The organism is Phenylobacterium sp. (assembly GCF_036501465.1).
In the GTDB taxonomy this organism is placed as follows: Bacteria; Pseudomonadota; Alphaproteobacteria; order Caulobacterales; family Caulobacteraceae; genus Phenylobacterium.
Genome location: NZ_DASYAF010000073.1, coordinates 79,612 through 103,543 on the forward strand (window position 1 = coordinate 79,612; position 23,932 = coordinate 103,543).

General features: G+C 70.6%; 27 protein-coding genes. 7 read left to right on the top strand and 20 right to left on the bottom strand.

Features of this window, described 5'->3' with window-relative positions; all coding sequences use genetic code 11:
• The first annotated feature begins 147 nt into the window (after nt 1-147).
• A complete protein-coding gene (locus VGL85_RS08100; RefSeq protein WP_331587872.1) occupies nt 148-1,230 on the top strand; it encodes a phosphotransferase family protein in 1,083 nt (360 codons plus the stop codon).
• 188 nt (nt 1,231-1,418) lie between these two features.
• Here VGL85_RS08100 and VGL85_RS08105 read toward each other — a convergent pair whose 3' ends face one another.
• From VGL85_RS08105 to VGL85_RS08140, 8 genes are all read right to left on the bottom strand, one after another.
• On the bottom strand, nt 1,419-2,099 hold the full coding sequence (locus VGL85_RS08105; protein WP_331587875.1) for a hypothetical protein: 681 nt from the start codon (nt 2,097-2,099) through the stop codon (nt 1,419-1,421).
• Nucleotides 2,083-2,430 carry a PadR family transcriptional regulator gene (locus VGL85_RS08110; RefSeq protein ID WP_331587877.1) on the bottom strand — a complete coding sequence of 116 codons (348 nt, stop codon included), beginning with the start codon at nt 2,428-2,430 and terminating at the stop codon, nt 2,083-2,085. Before VGL85_RS08110 ends, VGL85_RS08105 begins: the two co-directional genes overlap by 17 nt.
• 68 nt (nt 2,431-2,498) lie before the next feature.
• Entirely contained in the window at nt 2,499-3,533 is a 1,035-nt protein-coding gene (lpxK, locus tag VGL85_RS08115) for a tetraacyldisaccharide 4'-kinase (RefSeq protein WP_331587879.1), read from the bottom strand.
• Nucleotides 3,530-4,819, bottom strand: a complete 1,290-nt coding sequence (locus VGL85_RS08120) for a 3-deoxy-D-manno-octulosonic acid transferase (RefSeq protein ID WP_331587881.1) — start codon at nt 4,817-4,819, stop codon at nt 3,530-3,532. Before VGL85_RS08120 ends, lpxK begins: the two co-directional genes overlap by 4 nt.
• Nucleotides 4,816-5,682 (bottom strand): cation diffusion facilitator family transporter, encoded by an 867-nt coding sequence (locus VGL85_RS08125; RefSeq protein ID WP_331587883.1) that lies wholly within the window; start codon nt 5,680-5,682, stop codon nt 4,816-4,818. The genes VGL85_RS08120 and VGL85_RS08125 overlap by 4 nt, the downstream gene beginning before the upstream one ends.
• Nucleotides 5,655-5,861, bottom strand: coding sequence for a hypothetical protein (locus VGL85_RS08130; protein WP_331587885.1), 207 nt, complete (start codon nt 5,859-5,861; stop codon nt 5,655-5,657). The genes VGL85_RS08125 and VGL85_RS08130 overlap by 28 nt, the downstream gene beginning before the upstream one ends.
• Nucleotides 5,862-5,929: 68 nt before the next feature.
• The gene (locus VGL85_RS08135) at nt 5,930-6,661 is read right to left on the bottom strand and encodes a lysophospholipid acyltransferase family protein (RefSeq protein ID WP_331587888.1); all 732 of its coding nucleotides are present in this window, start codon (nt 6,659-6,661) and stop codon (nt 5,930-5,932) included.
• Nucleotides 6,662-6,674: 13 nt separating this feature from the next.
• Entirely contained in the window at nt 6,675-8,450 is a 1,776-nt protein-coding gene (locus VGL85_RS08140; RefSeq protein ID WP_331587890.1) for an ABC transporter ATP-binding protein, read from the bottom strand.
• A 121-nt stretch (nt 8,451-8,571) separates the two neighbouring features.
• Here VGL85_RS08140 and VGL85_RS08145 point away from each other — a divergent pair, with 121 nt between their 5' ends.
• Complete coding sequence (locus VGL85_RS08145; RefSeq protein WP_331587893.1) at nt 8,572-9,255, top strand: fused DSP-PTPase phosphatase/NAD kinase-like protein; 684 nt, start codon at nt 8,572-8,574, stop codon at nt 9,253-9,255.
• A gap of 10 nt (nt 9,256-9,265) precedes the next feature.
• Here VGL85_RS08145 and VGL85_RS08150 read toward each other — a convergent pair whose 3' ends face one another.
• On the bottom strand, nt 9,266-10,237 hold the full coding sequence (locus tag VGL85_RS08150) for a helix-turn-helix domain-containing protein (RefSeq protein WP_331587895.1): 972 nt from the start codon (nt 10,235-10,237) through the stop codon (nt 9,266-9,268).
• Between the two features lie 209 nt (nt 10,238-10,446).
• Here VGL85_RS08150 and VGL85_RS08155 point away from each other — a divergent pair, with 209 nt between their 5' ends.
• Complete coding sequence (locus tag VGL85_RS08155; protein ID WP_331587897.1) at nt 10,447-11,322, top strand: PEPxxWA-CTERM sorting domain-containing protein; 876 nt, start codon at nt 10,447-10,449, stop codon at nt 11,320-11,322.
• A gap of 45 nt (nt 11,323-11,367) precedes the next feature.
• On the opposite strand, the gene VGL85_RS08160 is transcribed toward VGL85_RS08155, so the two are convergent.
• On the bottom strand, nt 11,368-12,339 hold the full coding sequence (locus tag VGL85_RS08160) for a helix-turn-helix domain-containing protein (protein WP_331587899.1): 972 nt from the start codon (nt 12,337-12,339) through the stop codon (nt 11,368-11,370).
• On the opposite strand from VGL85_RS08160, the gene VGL85_RS08165 reads away from it, so the two are divergent.
• Entirely contained in the window at nt 12,320-13,402 is a 1,083-nt protein-coding gene (locus VGL85_RS08165) for a PEPxxWA-CTERM sorting domain-containing protein (RefSeq protein WP_331587901.1), read from the top strand. The genes VGL85_RS08160 and VGL85_RS08165 overlap by 20 nt on opposite strands.
• 4 nt (nt 13,403-13,406) lie before the next feature.
• Here the strand turns inward: VGL85_RS08165 and VGL85_RS08170 are convergent, their stop codons facing one another.
• The 5 genes from VGL85_RS08170 to VGL85_RS08190 all read right to left on the bottom strand — a co-directional run bounded on the left by VGL85_RS08170 (nt 13,407) and on the right by VGL85_RS08190 (nt 17,900).
• Entirely contained in the window at nt 13,407-14,093 is a 687-nt protein-coding gene (locus VGL85_RS08170) for a hypothetical protein (protein WP_331587903.1), read from the bottom strand.
• Between the two features lie 76 nt (nt 14,094-14,169).
• Complete coding sequence (locus tag VGL85_RS08175) at nt 14,170-14,427, bottom strand: DUF4170 domain-containing protein (RefSeq protein ID WP_331587905.1); 258 nt, start codon at nt 14,425-14,427, stop codon at nt 14,170-14,172.
• 90 nt (nt 14,428-14,517) lie between these two features.
• Nucleotides 14,518-15,849 carry a TldD/PmbA family protein gene (locus tag VGL85_RS08180; protein WP_331587930.1) on the bottom strand — a complete coding sequence of 444 codons (1,332 nt, stop codon included), beginning with the start codon at nt 15,847-15,849 and terminating at the stop codon, nt 14,518-14,520.
• Nucleotides 15,850-15,961: 112 nt separating this feature from the next.
• Entirely contained in the window at nt 15,962-16,363 is a 402-nt protein-coding gene (locus tag VGL85_RS08185) for an MAPEG family protein (RefSeq protein ID WP_331587907.1), read from the bottom strand.
• A gap of 4 nt (nt 16,364-16,367) precedes the next feature.
• A complete protein-coding gene (locus VGL85_RS08190; RefSeq protein WP_331587909.1) occupies nt 16,368-17,900 on the bottom strand; it encodes a UbiD family decarboxylase in 1,533 nt (510 codons plus the stop codon).
• A 185-nt stretch (nt 17,901-18,085) separates the two neighbouring features.
• On the opposite strand from VGL85_RS08190, the gene VGL85_RS08195 reads away from it, so the two are divergent.
• Entirely contained in the window at nt 18,086-18,316 is a 231-nt protein-coding gene (locus tag VGL85_RS08195) for a hypothetical protein (RefSeq protein WP_331587911.1), read from the top strand.
• An 11-nt stretch (nt 18,317-18,327) separates the two neighbouring features.
• Here the strand turns inward: VGL85_RS08195 and VGL85_RS08200 are convergent, their stop codons facing one another.
• The 3 genes from VGL85_RS08200 to VGL85_RS08210 form a co-directional block, all read right to left on the bottom strand.
• Nucleotides 18,328-18,957 (bottom strand): PAS domain-containing protein, encoded by a 630-nt coding sequence (locus VGL85_RS08200; protein WP_331587912.1) that lies wholly within the window; start codon nt 18,955-18,957, stop codon nt 18,328-18,330.
• 104 nt (nt 18,958-19,061) lie between these two features.
• Nucleotides 19,062-19,415 (bottom strand): MmcQ/YjbR family DNA-binding protein, encoded by a 354-nt coding sequence (locus VGL85_RS08205; protein WP_331587913.1) that lies wholly within the window; start codon nt 19,413-19,415, stop codon nt 19,062-19,064.
• A gap of 233 nt (nt 19,416-19,648) precedes the next feature.
• The gene (locus VGL85_RS08210) at nt 19,649-21,415 is read right to left on the bottom strand and encodes a gamma-glutamyltransferase family protein (protein WP_331587914.1); all 1,767 of its coding nucleotides are present in this window, start codon (nt 21,413-21,415) and stop codon (nt 19,649-19,651) included.
• Nucleotides 21,416-21,739: 324 nt separating this feature from the next.
• Between VGL85_RS08210 and VGL85_RS08215 the strand changes: the two genes are divergently transcribed.
• On the top strand, nt 21,740-22,069 hold the full coding sequence (locus VGL85_RS08215) for a hypothetical protein (protein WP_331587916.1): 330 nt from the start codon (nt 21,740-21,742) through the stop codon (nt 22,067-22,069).
• Between the two features lie 18 nt (nt 22,070-22,087).
• Here VGL85_RS08215 and VGL85_RS08220 read toward each other — a convergent pair whose 3' ends face one another.
• Both VGL85_RS08220 and VGL85_RS08225 read right to left on the bottom strand, forming a co-directional pair.
• Nucleotides 22,088-22,696 carry a hypothetical protein gene (locus tag VGL85_RS08220; protein WP_331587918.1) on the bottom strand — a complete coding sequence of 203 codons (609 nt, stop codon included), beginning with the start codon at nt 22,694-22,696 and terminating at the stop codon, nt 22,088-22,090.
• Nucleotides 22,697-22,718: 22 nt separating this feature from the next.
• A complete protein-coding gene (locus VGL85_RS08225; protein WP_331587921.1) occupies nt 22,719-23,633 on the bottom strand; it encodes a type II CAAX endopeptidase family protein in 915 nt (304 codons plus the stop codon).
• A gap of 63 nt (nt 23,634-23,696) precedes the next feature.
• Here VGL85_RS08225 and VGL85_RS08230 point away from each other — a divergent pair.
• Nucleotides 23,697-23,932, top strand: a 236-nt coding sequence (locus VGL85_RS08230; RefSeq protein WP_331587923.1) for a hypothetical protein, incomplete at its 3' end; no start/stop codon positions are given.

Below are 23,932 nucleotides of genomic sequence, written 5' to 3' on the forward strand. Positions count from 1 at the left end.
GCTGCCGCCACACGGAGCCGATGGGTCCCGGACAAGCGCTGCGCGCTTTCCGGGATGACACAGGAAAAGGGGTTTTCCCTACCGATGCCTTGCAGCGCTCCGAGCCGCCCCGGTAAAGTGGTTCAAACAGTTGTACGAGGGAACGCCATGGCCGCCGTGGTCGACACCGCCGAGCAGGAGCGCGAGCAGCTCAACACCGGCACCAAGGACGTCGCCGAGAGCCACCGGTTCGACGAGGCCGCCCTCGACGCCTGGATGAAGGCCAATGTCGCCGGCTACGCGGGACCCTTGGAGGTGCGCCAGTTCAAGGGCGGCCAGTCGAACCCGACCTACCAGCTGGTCACGCCGGCCAAGAAGTACGTCATGCGCAGGAAGCCGCCCGGCAAGCTCTTGCCCTCGGCGCACGCGGTGGACCGCGAATACAAGGTGATCAGCGCGCTGGGTCCGACGGGTTTCCCGGTCGCCAAGACCTACGGCCTTTGCCAGGACGACAGCGTCGTCGGCACCTGGTTCTACATCATGGACATGGTCGAGGGCCGGATCTTCTGGGACCAGTCGCTGCCCCAGTGCCAGCCCGCCGAGCGCCGCGCGATCTTCATGGACAAGATCAAGACCCTCGCCGACCTGCACAACACCGACTACGTGGCGATCGGCCTGGAGGCCTTCGGCAAGCCCGGCAACTACATGGGCCGCCAGGTCGACCGCTGGACCAAGCAGTACAAGGCCTCGGAGACCATCCACATCCCGGAGATGGAGCGGCTGATCGAGTGGCTGCCCCGGACCCTGCCGGAGCAGGAGAAGACCTCGATCGTCCACGGCGACTACCGCCTGGACAACATGATCTTCCACGCCGACCAGCCGAGGGTGAAGGCGGTGCTGGACTGGGAGCTCTGCACGCTCGGCGACCCGCTGGCCGACTTCACCTACCTGCTGATGAACTGGATCAACGGCTCGCTTTCGACCATTCCCGACCTGGCGACGCACGGCATCCCGACGCTGGACGAGGCGGTGGCGCACTATTGCGGCCTGACCGGGCGCTCCGGCCTGCATGACCTCAACTGGTTCTGCAGCTACAACGCCTTCCGCCTGGCGGGCATCCTGCAGGGGATCGTCGGCCGCGTGCGCGACGGCACCGCCAACAGCCCCCACGCCGCCCAGCAGGCCGACCGCGTGCTGAGCCTCGCCCAGGCCAGCTGGAAGTTCGCCGAAAAAGCCGGCGCGACGGGCTGAGGATGGCTTCGTGATCCTCCTCCCCTTGTGGGAGGAGGTGTCGGCCGCAGGCTGACGGAGGTGGGGTTACGCTCCGCCATCCGCACGATACGGCGACCTGGTCAGCTTCGAGAGGCTTGAGAAACCCCACCTCCGACCCGCTCCGCGGGCCACCTCCTCCCGCAAGGGGAGGAGGAATCCGGTGAACTTCAGGCCGCCTGGCGCTCGCGCGCCGCACGCCAGAACAGCAGGCCCGCGTAGGGCAGGGCCGCGGCGGCCAGCATGGCGGAGAAGCCCATGAACCCGTCCGGCGAGATCGCGACCTCGCCCCGGGTCATGGCGCTCGGCAGGGTCAGGCTGACGTGGAACACGCTGCCCAGCGCCGCCAGGGCGACGATCCCGCAGGCCGGCCACAGCAGGGCCGAGCGGTTGCGGAACGCGGCTGCGCCCAGCGCCCAGGCCAGCAGCACCGGCAGGATCACATTGGCGAAGAACATCATGCCGGTCGCGAACTCGGCCACCTGGCCCGGCACGGGCCCCGCGCCTGCCGCGTGCGTCTGCTTCACGGTCATCACCACGCCCACCACCGTCAGCGCGGTGACCGCCGCCAGGGCGGCGGCGGGCGCCACCAGATAGGCGGCGAAGGGCGCCTTGTGGCCCCAGCTCTGGAATTCGCGGCGTTCAATCATGGCGTCGGCCAGCATGTCGAAGCTCCCTAGTCTGCAAAGCGCCCGGCTCTCCGCCAGCTGCGGATCGCTCATCGCCCGGCGCTCCTCGGCGATGAGGTCGTCCAGATGGTCTTTCAGCTCGGCCAGGTAGCGGCGCGCCGGCTTGCGGCGGACCCCGCCGTCCAGCAGGCGGCGCAAGAGCGGGTCAAACGAGGCCTGCACGCGCGCCTCCCACCAGCACCTGCTGCACCGCGCCCGTCAGCCGGGTCCAAAGCTCGGTGAGCTCGGTCAGGCGCGAGGCGCCCTTCGGCGACAGCGAATAGTAGATGCGGCTGCGGCCGCCGACCGGCCGGCGCTCCGAAGTGATCGCGCCGCTCTTCTCCAGGGCGTGCAACACCGGATAGACCACGCCTTCGCCGAGGTTCACGACCTCGCCGGTCTCCTCGCGGATCGCCTGGACGATCTCATAGCCGTACATCTGCCGGCCGCGCAGCAGGCGCAGCACCAGCAGTTCCGGCACGCCGTTCATGAAACTGGGGTTTGTCGACGCCATCGCGACCCGCCTGGATACCTCGAACTTATAGGTATAATACCTAGAACTTCGAGGTATGCAAGCGCGCTCTACAGCCCGGCCTTCGCCAGCAGGGCGTCCAGCGCCGCCGGATCGTCGAACACCGCCGCCACCGGCCAGGGCGTCACCCGCGCGCGCCAGGCCTGCGGCAGCCGCGCCCAGTCCTTCTCGGTGGTCACCAGGCCGGCTTCGAACACCGCCGCGCGGTCGGCGAGCGCCTTCAGCGTGGCCTCGTCATAGGCGGCGTGGTCGGGGAACTCGGCGAAGTCCGCCAGCTCGCAGCCGGCCGCGCGCAGGGCGCGGGCCACCTTCCACGGCTTGCCGATGCCGGCGAAGCCGACCTGCGGCCCGGCGGGCGGCGGCGCGGTGGGCTTCAGGTGCGCGACCAGCAGGGGCGGGCCGGCCAGCATCGCGGCCAACTCGGGATCGGGGGCGGCCAGGTCGTCGGGCAGCATCATCACCACTGCGTCGGCGCGCGCCAGGCCTGCCGCCAGCGGCTCGCGCATCGGCCCGGCCGGGAAGACCCGGCCGTCGCCGAACGGCCAGTCGTCGCCGCGCGTCTCGCCGTCCACCACCACCAGCGACAGCGCCTTCCTGACGGTCGGGTTCTGATGCCCGTCGTCCATGACGATGACGTCTGCGCCCGCCGCGGCGGCGGCCTTGGCGCCCGCGGCCCGGTCGCGCGCCACCCAGACCGGGAAATCGGCCGCCAGCATCAAGGGCTCGTCGCCGACGTCGGCGGCGCTGTGGACGGTGGGATCGACCTGCACCGGCCCGGCCAGGCGCCCGCCATAGCCGCGCGACAGCAGGTGGACCGCCTTGCCCCCGCTTGGCGCGCCCTGGGTCGCCAGCCGTTCGGCGAGCGCGCGCACCACCGGCGTCTTGCCGACCCCGCCCACGGTCAGGTTGCCGACGCAGATCACCGGCGCGCCCACAGTGGCTGGAACCGTCCGCGCGATCCGGCGCGCCGTCACCGCCGCCCAGATCCAGGAGATCGGCGTCAGGACGGCCCGCGTCGCCGGCATGGCCCCCTTCCGGGCGGAAAGGTCGCGCGTGTACCACCAGCGGGGCGTGGCGAGCTTCATGCGGGCGACATGGCCGGCAACAGGGGTTCGATCAGCGCCATCGCCTCGATCAGCGCCGCGCCCTGGCGCGCGGCGAAGGCCGCCGCCGCCTCGCCCACGCGCTCCGCGATCGCCGGATTGGCCAGTACGCCGCCGATGTGCCGGGCCAGCGCCGCGCGGTCGGCGGCGGCGATCACCGCGCAGTCATCCAGCATGGCGCCATAGATGTCGGCGGCGTTGAACACGTGGGGGCCGGTGAGGATGGCGCAGCCCAGCCGCGCCGCCTCCAGCGGATTGTGCCCGCCGATCCCGTCCACGAAGCTCCCGCCCATCACCACCGCATCGGCGGCGGCGTAGAAGGCCCCAAGCTCGCCCAGGGTGTCGGCCACATAGGCCTCGGCGGCCTTGGCCGGGGGCTCGCCGGCCGCCCGGCGCGCGACCGTGAAGCCCAGTGCCCGAAGCTCGTCGGCCACCGCCGGCCCGCGGTCCGGGTGACGCGGCGCGACCACCAGCAGAGCGCCTGGCCCATCCGCTGTCGCGGCCCGGAACGCCTCGGCGATCGGGCGCTCCTCGCCGGGATGGGTGCTGGCGGCGAGCACGATGCGGCGGCCCAGGGCCTTGAGTTCGGCGGCGAGGCGTTCGTCCACCGGCGGCGGCTCGCCAACCAGCTTCAGGTTCAGGCCCGGACCCACCGTCGCGCCCAGCCGCGAGAGCCGCGCCGCCGTGGCCGCGTCCTGCGGCAGGACCAGCTCGAAGGCGCCCAGCAGCGCCCGCGCGGTTCCCGCCGCCCGACTCCAGCCGTCGGCGCTGGCCTGGGTGATCCGCGCCGAGACCAAGCCCAGGCGCACGCCGCGCCCCGCCGCCGCCGCGATCAGGTTCGGCCACAGCTCGCTCTCCACGAACAAGGCGGTGTCCGGCCGCCAGTGGTCCAGGAACCGCGCCGCGGCCCCCGGCGCGTCCACCGGCGCATATTGGTGGGTGACGCCGGCGGGCAGGCGCCGGGCCAGCACCTCGGCGGAGGTCACCGTGCCGGACGTCACCAGGACGTTCAGCCCCGGCCGCCCGGCCCGGAGCGCCCCGATCAGCGGCAGCAGCGACAGGCTCTCGCCCACGCTCACCCCGTGCAGCCAGACCAGCGGCCCCTCCGGCCGCGCCACCATCGGCCGCCCCAGGCGTTCGTGCAGCCGCCCGGCGTCCTCCTTGCCCGCCCGCGCGCGGCGGCGGAGCAGGGCAGGCGTCAGTGGCTCGAAGAGGCCGGTCGCCGCGGCATAGAGCGCCAGCGGCAGGGTGCTTGGCTTTCGACTCACACCACCCCGGCCGGGGCCAGGTGGCAGGCGCTGTCGGCCTCGGTCTCCACCTGCAGAGTGCAGTGGCCGATGTTGAACCGGTGCGCCAGGCCCTCGCAGGCGGCGTGCAGGAAGCGGTCGCCGTCGTCGTTGGCCGGCCGGATGACGTGCGCCGTCAGCGCCGTCTCCGTCGTGCTCATCGCCCAGACGTGCAGGTCGTGGATCTCCGCCACGCCGGGCAGGGCGGCCAGGTAGGCGCGCACCTCGGCCACGTCGATCTCGCGCGGCGCCCCGTCCAGCGCCAGGTTCACCGAATCCCGCAGCAGGCCCCAGGTGCCGAGCACGATCACCACCGCGATGCCCAGGCTCAGCACCGGGTCGATCCACTGCAGGCCGGTGAGCGCGATGATTCCGGCGCCCACCACCACGGCCAGGGACACGACCGCGTCGCTCGCCATGTGCAGGAAGGCGCCGCGGACGTTCAGGTCGTCCTGGCTGCCGCGCATGAAGAACAGGGCGGTCATCGTATTGATCGCCACGCCCAGGCCGGCGGTGATCATCACGGTGCGGGTATCGATGGCGCTGGGCAGGGTCAGCCGGTGGATCGATTCCGAGACGATGCCGCCGATCGCCAGCAGCAGGAACACCGCATTGCCCAGCGAGGCCAGGACGGTGCCCTTGCGCAGGCCATATGTGCGCCGGCCGGACGGCGCGCGCTTGGCGAGGATGGTGGCGCCCCAGGCCATCAACAGCGCCAGCACGTCGGACAGGTTGTGGCCGGCGTCGGCCAAGAGCGCCATGGAGTGCGACAGGAAGCCCGCGACCACCTCCACCGCCACGAAGCCGGTGTTCAGCGTCACCCCGACGGCGAAGGCCGCGCCCATGTTGGCCGGGGCGTGGTGGTGATGGTGATGCCCCAGGCCGTGCGAGTGCCCGTGCCCATGCCCATGGTCGTGCTTGTGGCCATGGTCGTGCCCATGGTCGTGGTGCGCATGGTCATGAGGCTCATGCGCGCGCCCATGCCCGCGATCATGGTCGTGCCCATGGTCATGGTCGTGGCCATGATCGTGATCGTGCTTATGGTCGTGGGTGTGCGCCATCGCGCCTATGTCTCACCGCCGGGGCCTCGGATCAATGTGGCGCTGTTGACGCGGCCGCAGACTGTGGCCGCCCGACCATGGCCTCCGCGCGCCGGGTGAGCGCCGAAAGCCGCGCCGACCAGTCCGCCAGCATGGCCTCGGCGGCGGCCCCGTCGATGTCCTTCGGCGCATGCAGCGGGCCGTCCCAGACCACGGCGCCCCTGCCGAACGGGGCGGCGAACATGATCCGGTCCCAGCCGCTGAGCTGGATGGCCGGATGGGCCGCGATGCCCATCAGATAGACCCCCTGGCCGCTGCGCTTGGCGATCTGCAGCGCGCCGGGGGCGATCACCTCGTTGGGGCCGCGCGGGCCGTCCGGCGTGATCACCAGCGCCCCGCCGCCGGCCACATGGGTCACCGCCTCGCGCAGCGCCGCCACCGCCTGGCGCGCCTTGGCCGCGTCGCCCGGCTTGGCGGTGGACATGCGGATGCCGGGAAAGCCCGCCATCTCCAGGGCGGTGGCGATGAACTGGCCGTCCGACGAGGGCGAGATCATCGCCTTGGTGTGCTTGCGCCACCACTGCGGCGCGGTCGCCAGGCACAGCGGGATGCGCCCGTGCCAGAACAGCGCGATGGCCCCGTCCTGCGGGCTCGCCAGCACCGGCTCCACGCGTTCCAGGTTCACGTGCGTCCAGCGCACCGTGTGCAGGATCAGGCGGATATAGATCCCCAGCAGCCAGCCCAGCAGGGTCTGGACGGCGTCGCTGCGCAGCAGCTTCTTCATCGGGCGCCCAACCTCAAGCGGCCGTCTCGGCGTCCAGGTCCTGGCTGCGGGCCAGGCGCGCGTAGAGGCCGCGGCGGCGCATCAGCCCGTCGTGGTCGCCGGTCTCGACGATGCGGCCGCGGTCCAGGACATAGATGCGGTCGGCGCCGCGCACCGTCGACAGCCGGTGCGCGATCAGGATCGTCGCGCGCCCGGCCATCAGCCGCTTCAGCGCCGCCTGCACATGCGCCTCGCTTTCGGTGTCCAGGGCGCTCGTCGCCTCGTCGAGCAGCAGGATCGGGGCGTCCTTCAGGAAGGCGCGTGCGATGGCGATGCGCTGGCGCTGGCCGCCGGAAAGCCTGGCGCCCGCCTCGCCCACCTGGGTCTCGTAGCCCTCGGGCAGGGCCAGGATGAACTCGTGCGCCGCCGCCGCCCGCGCCGCCTGCTCCACTGCTTCGGGCGGGGCCTCCGGCCGGGCGTAGGCGATGTTGGCGCGGATGCTGTCATCGAACAGGAACGGCTCCTGGGTCACCAGCGCGATCTGCCCGCGCAGCGAGGCCAGCGTCACCTCGCGCACGTCCTGGCCGTCCAGCATCACCCGGCCTTCGGTGACGTCATAGAAGCGCGGGATCAGGTTCAGGATGGTGCTCTTGCCGCCGCCCGAGGGGCCGACCAGGGCCACCGTCTCGCCGCGCCGCACTTCCAGGCTGACGCCGCTCAGGGTCGGCGGCCCGTCGCCGTCGTAGGAAAAGCCCACGGCCTCGAAGCGGATCGCGCCCTGGGCCAGGGTGAGCGCGCCCGCGCCCGGCCGCTCGCGCACCTCCGGCTCCACGTCCAGCGCGGCGAACAGCCGGCGCATCGCCGCCATGCCCTCGGCGAACACGGTCTGCAGGTTGGCCACCTGGCGCAGCGACTGCGACCCCATGGCCAGCGCCGCCATGAACGAGACGAAGGCGCCGGCGGTCATGTGCCCGTGCGCCGAGCGCCAGCCGGCGTAGTAGAGCACCGCCGCGGTCAGCAGGGTCATCACCAGCTCGGTGGAGGGCGCGGCGAAGGCGCGTGCGTTGGCGCCCTTGATCAGGTGGTTCTGGCGGCGCGTCACCACCTCGGCCACGCGGCCTTCCTCATAGGTCTCGCGGTTCTCGATCTTGACGATCCTGACCCCGTCCAGGCTCTCCATGATCGCCGTCGACAGGGCCGAGGTCTCGGCCATGGCGCCGCGCGCGGCCTTGCTGGAGCGCTTGGAGAAACGGCGCATGATGATGCTGGCGATGGGCGCCACCACGATCACCCCGATGGTCAGCCACCGGTCGTTGCCGATCATCACCGTGACCGCCCCGATCACGATCAAGAGCTCGCGGGTGTAGTTGATGAAGCCGCTGGTCACCGCCTCGCGGATCAGGCCGGCGTCATAGAGCACCGAGGCCACGTAGGAGCCGGAATGCTGGCTTCGGATGCGAGCCAGGTCGGCGCGGACCATGCGGCCGAACAGCTGCACCTGCACGTCGCCCACCACGCCGTTGCCCATGCGGTTGACCAGCGAGGCCTGGATCAGCGAGGCCGCCAGCCGTGCGAAGGCGATGCCGACGATCATCAGCGGCAGCCGCTCAAGCTGGCCGGGCTTGTGGTTGACGAACAGGTCGTTGGTCGCCGGCTCCAGGATCTGGGCCAGCAGGGTGGTGAAATAGGCCGTCGCGATGGCCGCCACGAAGGCGGTGATCCAGCCCTTCCAGCGCGGCAAAAGGTAGATCCGGGCCACCCGCGCGATCAGCACGCGGGCCGAGAGCTCTGGCGTCGGGAGGGCGCTCATGGCTGAGGCGTCGTCCGATGCGGGGGCGAAGTCAAGCTTGAGCGGCCAGGGGCGGCGCTTGGCCGCCGCCGCGACGACGGGGCGCTTTCGCAGGCGGCCGCGAAGCCCTAGGTAAGCGCCCATGACCGCCGAGGCCGTGGCCAACAGATTCGACATGACCACGCCGGGCGGGCGGCTGCGGACCTACGCCGACTACCTGTGGAACGACCACGCCTATCTGCGCCTGGGTTTTTCGAACGCCCACTGGATCAGCGACGAACTGCTGCGCGCCAACCAGCCCTGGCCGCATCAGCTCGCCGCCTGGAAGGCCAAGGGGATCAAGACCGTCGTCAACCTGCGCGGCGGCTTCGACGCCAGCTTCTACGCGCTCGAGAAGGACGCCTGCGCCCGCCTGGGGCTGGAGATGGTCAACCTCACCATCACCTCGCGCGAGGTCCCGAGCCGCGAGCGGGTGCTGGGCGCCAAGCGGCTGTTCGAGACCATCGCCTATCCGGCCCTGATCCACTGCAAGTCCGGCGCGGACCGGGCCGGGATCATGAGCGTCTTCTACGTGCACTTCCGCCAGGGCAAGACGATCCGCGAGGCGCTGGACCAGCTGTCGCTGCGCTACCTGCACATAAAGGCCGGCAAGACCGGGGTCCTGGACTACGTCTTCGAGCGCTATCTGGCTGAGGGCGAGCCGGCGGGCATGAGCTTCCTCGAATGGGTGGAAAGCCCGCTGTACGACCCGGACGGCATGAAGGCCGACTTCCGCGCCGGCATGATCGGCTCGGCGCTCACCGAAAAGCTGCTGCGGCGGGAGTAGGAGACCTGGCTCAGGCGTCAAGGTGGTCCGGGACTCGCCCGTCGGCGCGGTAGTCGCGCGGCGCCAGGCCGAACGCCGCCCGGAAGCGGCGGCTGAAGTGGGCCACGTCGGAAAACCCGCAGGCGAAGGCGATCTGGCCGACCCCGGCCTCGGCGAGGCGCGGATCGACCAGGTCGCGCGCGGCGACGTGAAGACGCCGTTTCCAGATGCATCCGCTCGGCGTCTCGCCCAGGTCGCGGAACAGGTCCTGCAGGTAGCGTGGCGACACGCCGACGACCGCCGCCAGTTCGACCGATCCGAACTGCGGGTCGCGCGCGTTGATCTCGATCTGATGCAGGGCCCGTTGCCGCAGCGCCGGGCGTCCCCATTCGTGGGCGTGCGCCTTCAGCCCCGACATCTCGCCCAGCGCGGTCAGCACCAGGGCCTGGCCGACCTCGGCGAGCCGTTCGGCGGTGGCCGGCGGCAGCGCGGCGACCTGTGAGCCCAGGTCGTGCAGATAGGTCGAGACCAGCGCGCCGACGGCGGAGGCGCCGCGCACGGGCGCCGCGGTCAGGTGGGAGGTCCCGCCCAGCGCTCGGGCCACCGGGCTCCGTGGCATGTAGAAGACCAGCTGCTCGAACTCGCCTTCGTAGGTCATCTCGCAGGGCCGGGTGCTGTCCGAGCAGGTGAAATCCCCCGGCTGCAGCAGGACCTCGCGGCCGTCCTGCACGAACCCTCCCGTCCCGGAGACCTGCAGGTTCACCAGGAACACCTCGTCCTCGGTCTGGCGCACCTGGCGCGCGTCGCGGCGCACCGTCTGGGCGGTGCTGCGCAGGCGGGAAAAGGCCATCGGCGGGGTCAGCACCGTGGCGATCTCGCCGTGGAAGGACCTCGGCTCCGGCGCCCGGCAATCGGCGCGGAAGAAGGTGCGGCAGACCACATCCTGCCAATAGTCCAGGCGCTCCGGAGGCGGGGCTTCCGCCGTGCTCACCGTGTGCTGCATGGTCCTCGGTTTCCCCTACGACAACCGAATTCCGAACTTCGAACACGGTTCGGTGGCTTGTCCAGCCAATTCGCGCGGGGGGTGTCCGCGCCGCCAGACAAAAGACTGAGCGCTCCCAGGCAAGCGGCGGCGGACGTCGCGGCCTACGGTTCGGATGGGTTCAGGACGCGGTCCGGGCAGACGCCGGCCGCTGGCGCGGAGTGTCGGTGATGACTGCCAATCGCTATTGGGTTCCGGGCTTGGCCGTGACGGCGGCCTGCGCGGCGCTCGCCGGACCGGCCGCGGCGTCGGTGCCCCTCTACGGAGGGGAAATCGACGGCACGCTGGTCGATCCGAATGGGGTCACGACGATGTTCCAGGACGGCAATCCACAGATTGCGGACCCCAATCAGGTGCGGATCGGACGGACGGCCACCAACTGGCAGGTCGGGACCAATGCGACGGCGGCGCACGGGGGCACCTCGGAGACCAACATCCAGATGGCGCCGTTCCAGTCCGGCGTCACCAATGCGCAAAAGCTCGAAGGCGATAGCGTCGCCTTCTATCAGATCACCCTGGCCGGAACCGCGGGCGACCCCTTCGTTCCCGTCGAGGTCAAGGCGCAGGGCCAGATTTCCTGGACCCAGAACGGCACGGCCGAAGCCGGTTTCGAGTTCCAGGGCGGGAGCCTCATCGCCGGCGTCGCACCGATATTCCTCAACGTCGACCTCAACAAATTCTCGACGCCAGGGAAGAATTTCACCGAGGACAGCGATGAGTTCGGCGTCGACGAGACGTTCGATCTGCAGCCGGGCGAGGTCTACGGCGTCAAGGTCTTCACCAGCGCTTCGGCCAATCTCCTCAGCTTCGACCCGACGTCCCACCAGTTCGGCGAAGACATGGCGGTTTCCGACCCGACGTTCACGGTGGAGGGGGACTTTGCCGATCGGTGGACCATCCAAGGCATTCCGGTCGACACCAGCACGCCCGGCCCCGGTGGCGTGCCGGAACCGGCGACCTGGGCCCTCATCATCGCCGGCTTCGGCCTGGCCGGCGTGAATCTTCGCCGGCGACGCGCCCTCTCAAGGCCCGCCCGGGCGCTCTAGCATAGGCTCGGCCACGGGCCGGGGCCCGGCGCCGGGACGACCGGCTCAGGCGTCGAGGTGTCCCGGGATTCGCCCGCCGGCCCGATAGTCGCGCGGCGCCAGGCCGAACGCCGCCCGGAAGCGGCGGCTGAAGTGGGCGACGTCGGAAAATCCGCAGGCGAAGGCGATCTGGCCGACACCGGCCTCGGCGAGCCGCGGATCGACCAGGTCGCGCGCGGCGATGTGCAGGCGGGCCTTCCAGATATTTCCGGTCGGCGTCTCGCCCAGGTCCCGGAAGAGGTGCTGCAGGTAGCGCAGCGACACGCCCACCGCCGCCGCCAGTTCGGCGGACCCGAACTGCGGATCGCGCGCGTTGATCTCGATCTGATGCAGGGCCCGCTGCCGCAGCGCCGGGCGTCCCCACTCCTGGGCGCGAGCGTTCCGCCCCGACACCTCGCCCAGCGCGGTCAGCACCAGGGCGTGGCCGACCTCGACGAGCCGTTCGGCGGTGGCCGGCGGCAGCGCGGCGATCCGCGAGCCGAGGTCGCGGATATAGGTCGAGACCAGCGAACCCATGGAGGATTCGCGGCGGATGGGGGCCACGGTCACATGGGAGGTCCCGCCCATCGCCCGGTCGACGGCGCTGCGCGGCATGTAGAAGACCAGCTGCTCGAACTCGCCCTCATAGCTCATCTCGCAAGGCCGGGTGCTGTCCAGGCAGTTGAAATCCCCCGGCCGCAGCACGGTCTCGCGGCCGTCCTGCACGAAGGTTCCCGTTCCGGCGACCTGCAGGTTCACCAGGACCACCTCGTCCTCGGTCTGGCGCACATGGTCGGCGTCGCGCCGCACCGTCTGGGGCGCGCTGCGCAGGCGCGAAAACGCGATCGGCGGCGCCGTACCCGTCGCGATCTCGCCATGGAAGGTCGCCGGCTCCAAGGGCCTGCAATCGACGCGGAAGAAGGTGCGGCAGACCATGTCGTGCCAGAAGTCGAGGCGTTCCGCCGGCGGCGCTTCCGCCGTGCTGATCGTCCGCTGCATGATCTCCGGTTTCCCCTACGATAACCGCGGCGCGCAGTTCGAACACGGTTCGGTGGTTTGTCCAGCCTATTCGCCCGGTGCGGGATACGTCGGCAGACAAGAGAGTTGGCGCTCCCAGGCAAGCGACGCCGGACTTTGCGGCCTACGGTTCGGGCGGGTTCAGGACAGGCTCGGCCTAGAGGCCAGCCGCTTGCGTGGAGCGTTCGTGATGGCTTTCAATCGTTTTGGTGTCGTGGGGATGGGTGCGGCGCTTTCCGTGTCGATCGTGGGGGCGGCGGCCGCCCAGGCGCAGGCGCCATTCTACCTGGGTGTGGTTACGGGGACGGCGGTCGACGCGAACGGCGCCCCGGTGCCCATCAGCGACGGCGCCAGCGGCGCGACCATCGTGCAGGTCGGGCAGAGCGCCACCAACTGGCTCGTCGGCGCGGACGCAGTCGCCACCCACGGCGGCACCGCGGAGTCCGACATTCAGATGAGTCCGCTCCCGACGGTGACCGGCGTGGGCTTCGCGACGCAGCTCACGTCGCAGACCGAGATCGTGTTGCGCCTGGCGCTGATCGGAACCGGATCGGCCCCGTTCGTTCCGGTCACCATCGGGGCGAAGGGCTCCGCGACCTGGAGCCAGGACGGGGCCGCCGAGGCGTTCTTCGATTTCTCCGGCATAGGTATCCAGGAGATCAGCGCCAAGGTCCAAGAGAACGACGTGCCCGCGAACCGGGAGAAGGGCCTCGAGGACTTCACCATCAACAGCACCGTCGATTTCGTTCCCGGCGTGACCTACACGCTGGTGATGACCACCTTCGCCTCGTCCGACGTGCGCGAGTTCCAGAGCAATCCCGACGGCTCGATCGACTTCGGGGAGGACACCGCCGTGGTCGACCCGACTTTCACGGTGGACCCGGCGTTTGCCGCCGATTGGAGCGTCGGCGGCGTTCCGATCGCCGCCAGCACGCCCGGCGTACCGGAGCCCGCCACCTGGACGATGCTGATCGCCGGCTTCGGCCTGGCGGGCGCGAGCCTTCGCCGGCGGCGCGCCCTCTCGAGGCCCGTCCAGGCGGCGTAGGGTCCTAGCCCTTGACCGAGAGGCCGGAAAAATAGGCCACCGTGCCGGCGGCGATGAACAGCGCGACCCCGCCGGTCTCATCGCCGTGCTTCAGGTCGTTGACGATCAGGCTGGGTTGCCTGTTCGCCCCGAGGAACAGGCGCGCCTTCGCGCCGGTCACCACGATCCGGCAGCGGATCCAATCCCCCGGCGCCATGTCGGCGTAGGCCTCGTAGGCGCCCGGGCTTTCGCTCCGCAGCCGCTGCCAGGGGTATTCGGGTTCGGAGCTGTACTGGATCGCGTGGTTGCGCCGCAGCTGGTCGTCGGCGCGTCCGTTGGTCGGCCGGATGTAGATCACCTCATAGTGGCGCGGATCGCTCCCGACCCGGAAGGCCACGCCGACGAAACCCCTGGCCGCCTCCGGGGCGCCCGGCTTCGGCGCGCCGGCCAGCCACACGTCGATCACGCCGTTGTGGAAGCTCGAGCCCTTCAGCAGCGCGATCGCATTGCCGTTGGCGGTTCCGATCCCCGCGCCGGGCGATCGGTCCGCCTCGATCTTGACGGCGGCCCGGCCGCGATAGGTGACGCTGCTCGCGGCGACGCCGTAGGTCACCAGGTCACGCGGCGTCAGCGCCTGGGCGCTCGGACCCAAGCCCAGGCTCGCCGCCAGGATCCAGGCGCCGAGCGCGCCGCGCCACCGACCGATCTTCACCTCAGCCCTGCTCCCGGTTTCGTGCGCTCGCCCAGCCCAGGCCATCCGCGAGGGGAGACCTAGCACGGCTGGGCGCTCAGTGCTGGTGGTCCCCTTGGTGCTGGTGGTCGTCGCTGCCCGGATCCAGCAGCCTGTGCGCGTGGATGATGAAATAGCGCATCAGCGCATTGTCCACCGTCGACTGGGCCTTGGCGCGCCAGGCGGTCACCGCCTGCTGGTAGTTGGGATAGGCGCCCACCAGGTCGACCTTCTTCAGGTCCTTGAACTCGGCGGGCCCATCGAGCGTCTTCAGCTCGCCGCCGATCACCAGGTGGAGGAGTTGCTTGTTGGCCATGGCCGGGAATCTCGTATCGCGTGAAACGGGTTTCGGCGCAGCCGATAAGCCCGCCGCCGCCGCGGATCAATGCCCGCGGTCAAGGAGGCTCTAGAGGCCGGCGATGGCCAGCGCGTCGATCAGGATCGAGGGCGCATTGGTCGCGCCCCGCAGCTCCAGGTCGGCGCCCGGGACCAGGCGGCCGTAGATGTCGATCAGGTTGCCGGCCACGGTGATCTCGTTGACCGGATAGGCGACCTGGCCGTCCTCGAACCAGAAGCCCGAGCAGCCCACCGACCAGTCGCCGGTGTTGCCGTTCAGCGACGGACCGAACATCGAGGTGATCAGCAGGCCACTCTTGGCGTCGGCCATCAGCCCCGCCAGGTCGCGGCTCCCGGGCTCCAGCGTCAGGTTCGAGGGCGCGACGCCGGGCGGCCCCGCCAGGCCGCGCGAGGCATGGCCGGTGGTGGCCAGGCCGAGCTGCCGCGCCGACGACGAATTCAGCAGCCAGGTGGTCAGCGCCCCGTCGTCAATGAGCCGCGTCGGCCGGTTGCCCACGCCCTCGTCGTCGAACGGCGAGGAGCCCAGGCCACGCTTGCGGTGCGGGTCGTCGCAGACGCCGACGCCCTTGGCGAACACCGGCTGGCCCAGCTTGTCCTTCAGGAACGAGACGCCGCGGGCGATCGCCGGGCCCGAGACCGCGCCCACCAGCGGCCCCAGCAGGGAGGCGGCGATGCGGTTCTCGAAGATCACCGGGGCGGTGGTGGACGCGATCTTGCGCGCGCCCAGCCGGCCGGCGGCCCGCCGGCCCGCCTCGGTCCCGATCGCCTCGGCGTCCGGCAGGTCGGCCTGCCAGCGGACCGAGCGGCCGTCGTAGCCGGTCTCCATGCCCTCGCCGTCGCTGGCCACCGCCGAGGCGCCCAGCGAGAAGGACGAGGCGCGGTGCAGGCCGCAGAAACCGCCGCTGGTGACGATCCGCCACTGGCCGGCCGACCAGCTCGCCGAGCCGCCGTCGGAGTTCGTCACCTTGGGCACCGCCCGGGCGGCCGCCTCCAGCGTCCGCGCCTGCGCCTCCAGGGCCTCGGCGCTGGGTTCGGCGGCGTCATAGAGGTCGAGGTCGGGGAAGGGGCCTTTCGCCAGCAGGGTCGGGTCCGCCAGCCCGGCGTAGGGGTCCTCCGGCGCCAGGCGCGCCATGGCCACGGCGCGTTCGACCAATGTCCGCCGGGCCTCGGCGCTGACGTCGGAGCCGGAAACGCTCGCCTGCCGCCGGCCGATGAACACCCGCAGGCCCAGGTCGCGGCTCTCCTCGCGCTCGACCTCCTCGAGCTCGCCGTTGCGCACATTGATCGACAGCGCCTGGCGCTCGGCGCCCACCGCCTCGGCCGCGTCGGCCCCGGCGGCCAGGGCGGCGGCCACCACATCGTTCAGCAGGTTTTCGTCCATGCGGGCCATATGGCCGAGCGGGCGCTTCAGAACAAGCTTGCGGCCAGGGTCTTCAGGGCCAGGGTCTTCAGGGCCAGCGTCTTCAGGGCCAGAGCCTTCAGGGCCAGGGCCTTCAGGGGATCGCGTAGAACAACAGCGCCACCGCGCCCAGGATGTAGGCCACCCAGGTCGCGGTCGCCCCGGCCGAGCGCAGGATCGAGGAGCCGCCGCTGCGCGACAGGCCGATGGCGTGCGCCACCCGTCCGGCGAACAGCACCAGGCCCACCGCATGCACCACGATCGGCTGCGCGCCGGCCACCGCCAGCACCGCCACGGCGACCAGCCCGGCCGGCACATATTCTGTGGCGTTGCCGAAGGCGCGGACGGCCTGGGTCAGCTCCGGGATGTCGGCGTCGCCCAGGACCACCTGGTGCTTGCGCCGCTGGCGCACCACCAGCACCGACAGCACCAGCAGCAGGATCAGGTGCAGCCCCACCCAGAGGGCGGCCGCGTGGGCGGAAGGCGTTGCGTCCATCGCCCTAGTCCACCGGCTTTCCGTCCCCGGGCAAGCCCAGGCGCGACCACATCTCGGTGACCGCGGCCACCGTCGTCTCGTCCATGCCGAGTTTCCGGCCCCACTCGCGGTGGGTCTCCGGCGGCCATTTGTCGGTGGCGTCGAGCCCGATCTTCGAGCCCAGCCCGCTCTGCGGCGAGGCGAAGTCCAGGTAGTCGATCGGGGTGTTCTCGATGAGCGTGATGTCGCGCGCCGGGTCCATCCGCGTGGAGACCGCCCACATCACGTCCTTCCAGTCGCGGGCGTTTATGTCGTCGTCCACGACGATCACCCACTTGGTGTACATGAACTGGCGCAGGTAGCTCCAGACGGCCATCATCACCCGCTTGGCGTGGCCGGCGTAGGCCTTCTTCATCGACACCACGGCGATGCGGTAGGAGCAGCCCTCGGGCGGCAGCCAGAAGTCGACGATCTCCGGGAACTGCTGGCGAAGCAGGGGGATGAACACCTCGTTCAGCGCCTCGCCCAGCACCGACGGCTCGTCCGGCGGGCGGCCGGTGAAGGTGGTCAGGTAGATCGGGTCCTTGCGCATGGTGATCGCGCTGACCTGGAAGACCGGGAACTTTTCGACGCTGTTGTAGAAGCCGGTGTGGTCGCCGTAGGGCCCTTCGTCGGCGTAGTCGTCGAGCAGCACGTGGCCTTCGATGACGATCTCCGCCTGGGCCGGCACCATCAGCGGCACGGTCTTGGCGGGGACCAGGTCGACCTTGGCCCCGCGCAGCAGGCCCGCGAACTGGTATTCGCTGAGCGTGTCCGGCACCGGGGTCACCGCCGCCAGGATGGTGCCCGGATCGGCGCCGATCACCGCGCAGGCGGGCAGGGGCTCGCGCTTGCCCTCGGCCTTCCAGCGACGGTGGTGCTGCGCGCCGCCGCGGTGGGCGAGCCAGCGCATGATCGTCCGATCGCGCCCGATCACCTGCATGCGGTAGATGCCGAGGTTGTAGTCGTCCTCGCGGCTCACGCCCGGCCCCTTGGTCACCACCAGCGGCCAGGTGATCAGCGGCGCGGGCTCGCCCGGCCAGCAGGTCTGGATGGGCAGCTTGCCAAGGTCGATCTTCTCGCCCGTCCAGACCACCTGCTGCACGGGCGCCGACTTCACCGTGGCCGGGCGCATGGCCATCACGGTCTTGGCGAGCGGCAGCATCTCCATGGCGTCGGAAAGCCCGCGCGGCGGCTCCGGGCTGCGCAGGAAGGCCAGCAGCTCGCCCACCTCGCGCAGGTCGCCCGCCGTGGTCCGCTCGCGGCCCTCCAGCGTCACGCCCATGGCCACGCGCTTCACCGTGCCGAACAGATTGACCAGGCACGGCATGGGCGAGCGCTCGCCGTCGGCGCGGATCACGTGCTCGAACAGCACCGCCGGCCCGCCCTGATGCAAGAGGCGGCGGTGGATCTCGGTCATCTGCAGCACCGTGGAGACCGGCTCGCTCACGCGCACCAGCTCGCCGGCTTTCTCCAGCCTGGCGATGAAGTCGCGCAAAGACTTGTAGGCGTTGGCCATGGCCCCTCCGAACGGCGCGGACCCTAGAGCACGATGCGGTCGGGCGGAATCGCTCGACTGTTGAATCGTGCTCGAAATTCAAAAGTATCGACCCTGATTCAGCCTTCAGGTCGTCTCGACCTGAAGCCATCAGGGTCTTCAGGCGTGCGCCGCCGCGGTCTAGGATCGGGGGCCAGGGAGCATCCATGAAGCGCCTCGAACTCGACGACCTGCCGCCCAAGGCCGCGGCCCTGCTGGCGGCGTGCGAGCCCGGCGAGGAGATCGTGCTGGTGCAGGGCGGCGCGGTGGTCGGCCGGCTGGTCGGCGGCGCCCAAGCCGGCCCGGCCGAGACCCAGGCCGATCCCGCCCAGATGCCGGAAGACCGCGCCAAGGAGATCTTCGAGCAGTTCCGTTCCAGCGTGGAAGACGAGTTCTGAGCGGTGGGGTCCTAGGCCGCCGACATCCGCCCGCTCATCACCTCTTCGGTCACCTCGTCGACCAGGTGCTGCAGGAAGACCAGCCGGCCGGTCTCGTCGAACACCGGGCTGTTCAGGTGCCGCCAGTAGCGCTCGGCGAACACGCCCTCGGCGTCGCGCACGTCATAGCGCATGACCGGCATGGGGTCCGGCTGCTGGGTCTCGGCGACCTTGCGCATCGAGGCGTAGATCAGCCAGGTCCCGTCGGCGTTCGCCTCGTCCGGATTGTCGGGGAACAGGGCGAACAGCGGCTGGCCCTCCATGGCCTGGCGCGACAGGCCGGTGGCCGCCTCCAGGGCCGCGTTCACCGCCACGAAGCACAGGCCGGGCGCCGGGTCGATCAGGTAGGCGATCTGCGGCGCGTCCTCGAACCGGCGGCGGAACTCGGCGATCAGCCGCGCCTGGGCGGCCTCCATCCGCGCCCGCCCGCCGATCGGCCAGGGCGGCGCGCCTGCCCCGGCGTTCTGGGCCTCCAGCAGGGCGAGCTCGCGCTCCACCGTGGACAGCATGACCCGCAGCCGGTCGCGCTCGCCCGGGTCGCTCGCGCCCGCCAGCCGCGCGCGATAGCGCTCGGCGTTCTGCCTCAGGATGAAGTTCTGCATCTTACGCGGTCGTAGGCGCCCCGCCGCCCCTCATGATTGTACGCGGCGGCTGTGGGTATCAAATGTGGGGGCCGCGCGCCAAGCGCCCCCTTGCCCCTGCGACGTCAAGCGGCAGGCGCGCCGCCCGCGTCCCACTCCTTGACCAGCTTCTTGGGCGCGATCTTGCGCCAGCGCCGCTCCAGGAAATTGCGGAACGAGCCGGGGTGCAGGGTCTCGATCCGCGCCAGGACGCAGGGATAGTCCTTGTAGTGCGCCGTGAAATGGAAGGTCTTCGGCTCGGCCTCCATCAGCATCTCGCGCTCGTCGAAGCTGACGTCCATCAGCACCATCGACCGGTCGTCGCGGCGCAGGCGGGTGAAGAACTTGCCGTTCACCTTATAGGCCGGCGAGCCGTAGCTCATGCCCTTCTCCACGCCCGGAAAGGCCATGACGATGGCGTCCATCTCTTCAGGCGTCATGGAGCGCTCCTTCCCGCGAAAGCGGATTAGACCACGGAATACTCGGACCACACGGAAATGCGCCGCTGGCGATTCCTATTGTTCGTGGGGTTCGTGTGGTTCGCGGATTCTCCTGCGAGGCCTGCGCCGTCGCAGGCGCCGATTTGATTGTCCACGAACCACACGAACGAGGACGCGGGATGATCGCGCCTGCGGCGCCCTTTCCGTGTGGTCCGTGTATTCCGTGGTTCCAATCAATAGGCCAGCGCCGTCCCGTCCTTGCGCATCTCCGTGGCCGCCGCATAGCGGCCGGGGTGCTTCATGATCGCCTCGTACCCGCCATAGACCCCCGGGTTCGCGGCCAGCGGCCAGCCGAGGTCGGCCAGCGCCTTCTTCGTCGCCTCCGGAACCCCGGTCTCCAGGTTCAGCTTGCCGGGCTCGCCCAGCTGCTCGCCGGTGGGCTCGTTGCCGCCGTCGTGGTGCCAGCGCGGGCTGTCCCCGGCCTCCTGCAGCCCCAGGCCGTAGTCGACGATGTTGGTGACGATCTGCGCCTGGCCCTGCGGCTGCATGTCCCCGCCCATCACGCCGAAGCTCATCAGCGCCTCCCCGCCCTGGGTCGCGAAGCCCGGGATGATGGTCTGGAACGGCCGCTTGCCCGGCGCATAGATGTTCGGGTGCCCGTCCTTCAGGGCGAACAGCTCGCCGCGGTTCTGGAACATGAAGCCCAGCCCGTCGGGCATCAGGCCCGAGCCCATGCCGCGATAGTTGGACTGGATCTGGCTGACCATCATCCCGTCCTTGTCGGAGACGGTGAAATAGGTGGTGTCGCCGTGGAACGGCGCCTTGCCCGGATAGACCGGCGTCAGGATGCGGTCCGGGCGGATCAGCTTCGCGCGCTCCTTGGCGTAGTCCTTCGACAGCAGCCAGTCGGTGGGCTGCTCATAGAAGTGCGGGTCGGCGTAGAACCGCGCCCGGTCCTCGAACGCCAGCCGCTTGGCCTCGATCTGGTGGTGCAGCGCCTGTGGCGACTGGAAGCCCATCCCCTTCAGGTCGAACTCGGCCATGATGTTCAGCATCTGCAGGGTCACGAACCCCTGGCTGTTCGGCGGCAGGCCCCAGACGTCGACCCCGCGGTAGTTGACGCTGCGCGGCTCGACCCACTCGGTGTGGTGGGCGGCCAGGTCCGCCTTGGTCATCCAGCCGCCGATGCGCTTGAAATAGGCCTCGATCCGGTCGGCGATCTCGCCCTCGTAGAAGGCGCGCCCGCCGCCCTCCGCGATCAGCTTGTAGGTGTGGGCGAGCTGCGGGTTCCTGAACACCTCGCCCTCGACCGGGGTCTTGCCGTTCTTCACCCAGATCGAGTTGAAGTTCGCCACCTCCTCGATGTGGTTCTCCGGCTTGTTGAAGATCCGCTGCGAGGAGCCGACGTAGAAGGCCACGTTCTGGACGATCGGCGCGCCCTCGGTGGCGAGGCGGATGGCCGGCTGGAACAGGTCCTTCCACGGCAGCTTGCCGTAGCGGCCGTGCAGGGTCCACCAGGCGTCCACCGCGCCCGGCACGCTGACCGAGGCCGCGCCATAGCTGCCGATCAGCCCCTTGGCGTTGGCGCGCTTGCGCTGCTCGGCCAGGGTCAGGGCCTTGGGGCTGCGGCCCGAGCCGTTGATCCCCACCACCTTCTTCTGGCGGACGTCCCACAGCATGGCGAAGCAGTCGCCGCCCACCCCGCAACTGATCGGCTCGCCGAACCCCAGCACCGCATTGGCCGCCACCGCCGCGTCCACCGCCGACCCGCCGGCCTTCAGCATCTCGATCGCCGCCAGCGTCGCCAAGGGGTGCGCCGTCGCCGCCGCCCCATGGATCCCCCACGCCGCCGAACGTGACGCCCACGTCGCCCCGTCGATCCGGTCGCCCCCATGCACGTCCGGCCGGTCCCGGTTCGGGTTCTCCTGGCGCGACGTGGCGAAAGCGCGGCTGGCGAGCGCCGCGGCAGGCGCGGCGGCGATAAAGGTGCGGCGGTTCAATGGAAGCTCCCCGGGTGGTGTCGGGGGTAGTGTTAGCGGAGGTGCGGGAGGTGGGCGAGGGGGCGCGCGCACTCTACCTCCCCCGTCGCGGAGACGACGGCGGGAGGGGGACCGTCCGCCGAAGAGCGGATGGTGGAGGGGGCGAGCCGCCTCAACAGCCTGTCCGCCGCAAACGACACCCACCGCCCGACGCCCTGCCCACCGCTCGCCCCCTTCCACCGCGCGCTCTTCTCCCGGCTGACGCCGGGATCGGCGAGCGGTCCCCCTCCCGCCGCTCCGCGGGGGAGGTAGCCTGGGATCATCGTCCGCGCTAACCCACCTCCCATGGCCCGCACCCACCAAACCCCGGAGTTCGAGATCGAGGTCGCGGGCGAGCCCTATGTCTGGCGGCTGCAGCGCCGGCCTGGGTGGTCCAGCGACACCGCCGGCTGGCGCGGCATGGCCATCGCCGTGCGTCACCGCGAAGGCCAGCGCGAGGCGGTGATCGAGTTTCCGCCGGGCAAGCAGCCCCGGTTCGGCGCGCCGGAACTGAAGCCCTCGCAGATCGCGCCGGGGCTCATCGCCAAGGCCATCGCCTCGGCCGTCGCCGCGGGCTGGGAGCCGCTGTCGCGCGGCAAGACGGTCGCCATCGTCGTGGACGAGACCGGCGCCTGACCTGCGTCGCCGTTGGGCCTAGAGGTTGAACGGCGTCTTCGGCGTCGGGCAGGTCTTGACGAGGGCGGGTGGCGATATCCCGCGGGTGCGGTCGGAAACCCAGCATTCGTTGAACACCGAGCAGTAGCAGGTCCGGAACCCCATGTTCGCCGTCCCGGCCGCGAGCTTTTCCAGGTCGGCCGGCGCGATCTTCCCGCCCTGGAGGCTCATGACGATCGTCGTCTCCTTCGAGGCCAGCACGTCGCCCACGAAGGCGCTTTCACCGAAGGGGACCTGCACGTCCGCCTCGGCGGGTCCGAGGATCGCGTGGATCAGGGCGTGGGAATCCGCCATCGCCTGGCCCTTGTAGAACACCTCCAGCGTCTCGATCTTGGCCGGGCCCACCCCCTTGTTCTGGGCGACGATGCGCAGGGTCTTGCCGCCCTGCTCGTCGCGGTTCCCCACGCCGACGCTGACGAACGGCCAGCTGTTCGCCGCCACCAGCTGCTTCATCGCATCGCCGTTGCCGATGCTGAGCAGCAGCGAGACCAGCGAGATGGTCACCGCCGTGACGCCCAGCGAGATGTCCAGCCAGGCGCGGCCGGTGCGATGGTGATGGGGCGCCTCGATGTCGGGGCCGGGGTCCATGGGGTTCGCCTTCCTTCTGCGCTCAGCCTTGCGTCCCTGAGGGGCGGCCCTGCCCATCCAGGCGCTCGGTCCATCGCGGCGCGCGGCCGCGCATCGCGGCATAGGCCAGGGCCATCGCCAGGACGCCCAGGACGGCGATGGCGTAGAACAGTCCGCCCTCGATCGCCGGCGCCTGGCCGACCCACAGGCCAGGCCCCGTCTGGCTCACCTTGACGAGGGCGGGATCGTGACCGGCCTGGCCGACGTTGCCCACGCCGATCAGATAGGTCTGGGTCCAGTCCCAGGCCGCGTGGAATCCGATCGGGAACCACAGGGAGCCGGTGGCGATCCGCAGGATCGTGAACGCCAGGGCCAGGCCGATCACCGTGGCCACGAACCCCGGTCCGAAGCCGCCGAGCGTCAGGTGGTAGGTGGCGAAGATCGCCGCGCTCAGCCCGGCGGCCGCCCACACCGGCATCCGCTCGCCCAGGGTCTGGAAGATGTAGCCGCGGAAGGCCAGCTCCTCGGCGACCCCCACGCCCAGCGACGGCGCGAGCGCCAGGGCGATCCTTGGGCCCGCCGCCGAAAACGCGTCGATCCCGGTGACCTTCAGCCAGCCCAGCTGGAACTGCAGGGCGAAGGCCAGCGACAGGAAGGCGGCGCCGGCCGCGAAGCCCAGGACCAGGCGGCTGACCTGCGGCCAGGGCAGGGCCATGCCGGCCCAGGGTGCGCGGTTGATCTTCACCCGCACCAGCCAGGTGACCAGCACGACGCCGGCGATCCAGGCCGCCCCGTGGAACAGCGGGAACAGCCACTTCGGCGCGCCGGGCGCCAGCCAATGCAGGACCACCGCCGCGCCGATCGTCGCGCCCAGGAACAGCACGCCGTATCCGGCGATGGAGGCGAGCGCGATCAGGATCGAGGCGAGGGCCTGTCGCGGCGTCGGGCGCGGTTCCATGGATCCCCACGATTCCCCACCCGCGACCCCGGGCCTGCGGACCCGAAGGCGGCCCGCGTGCGAATGGATAACCGCCCTGCGACCGCGCGCAAGCCGTCGCGACGCCTGTTTCAAACCGCGGAACACAGGGAAAGCCGGACGGGCCCACCACGAAAACCCTTGACTCCCGCCTCGATCTATGTTCTTGTTTTGTTCATGTCGGATGCAGCGGCGAGACGGGAGCGGCAGGACGCCGTGCTGGCGGAGCTTTCCGAGCTCGGCCTAAGCTTGGCGCGTGAGCTGCATGCCCGGGCCTTGGC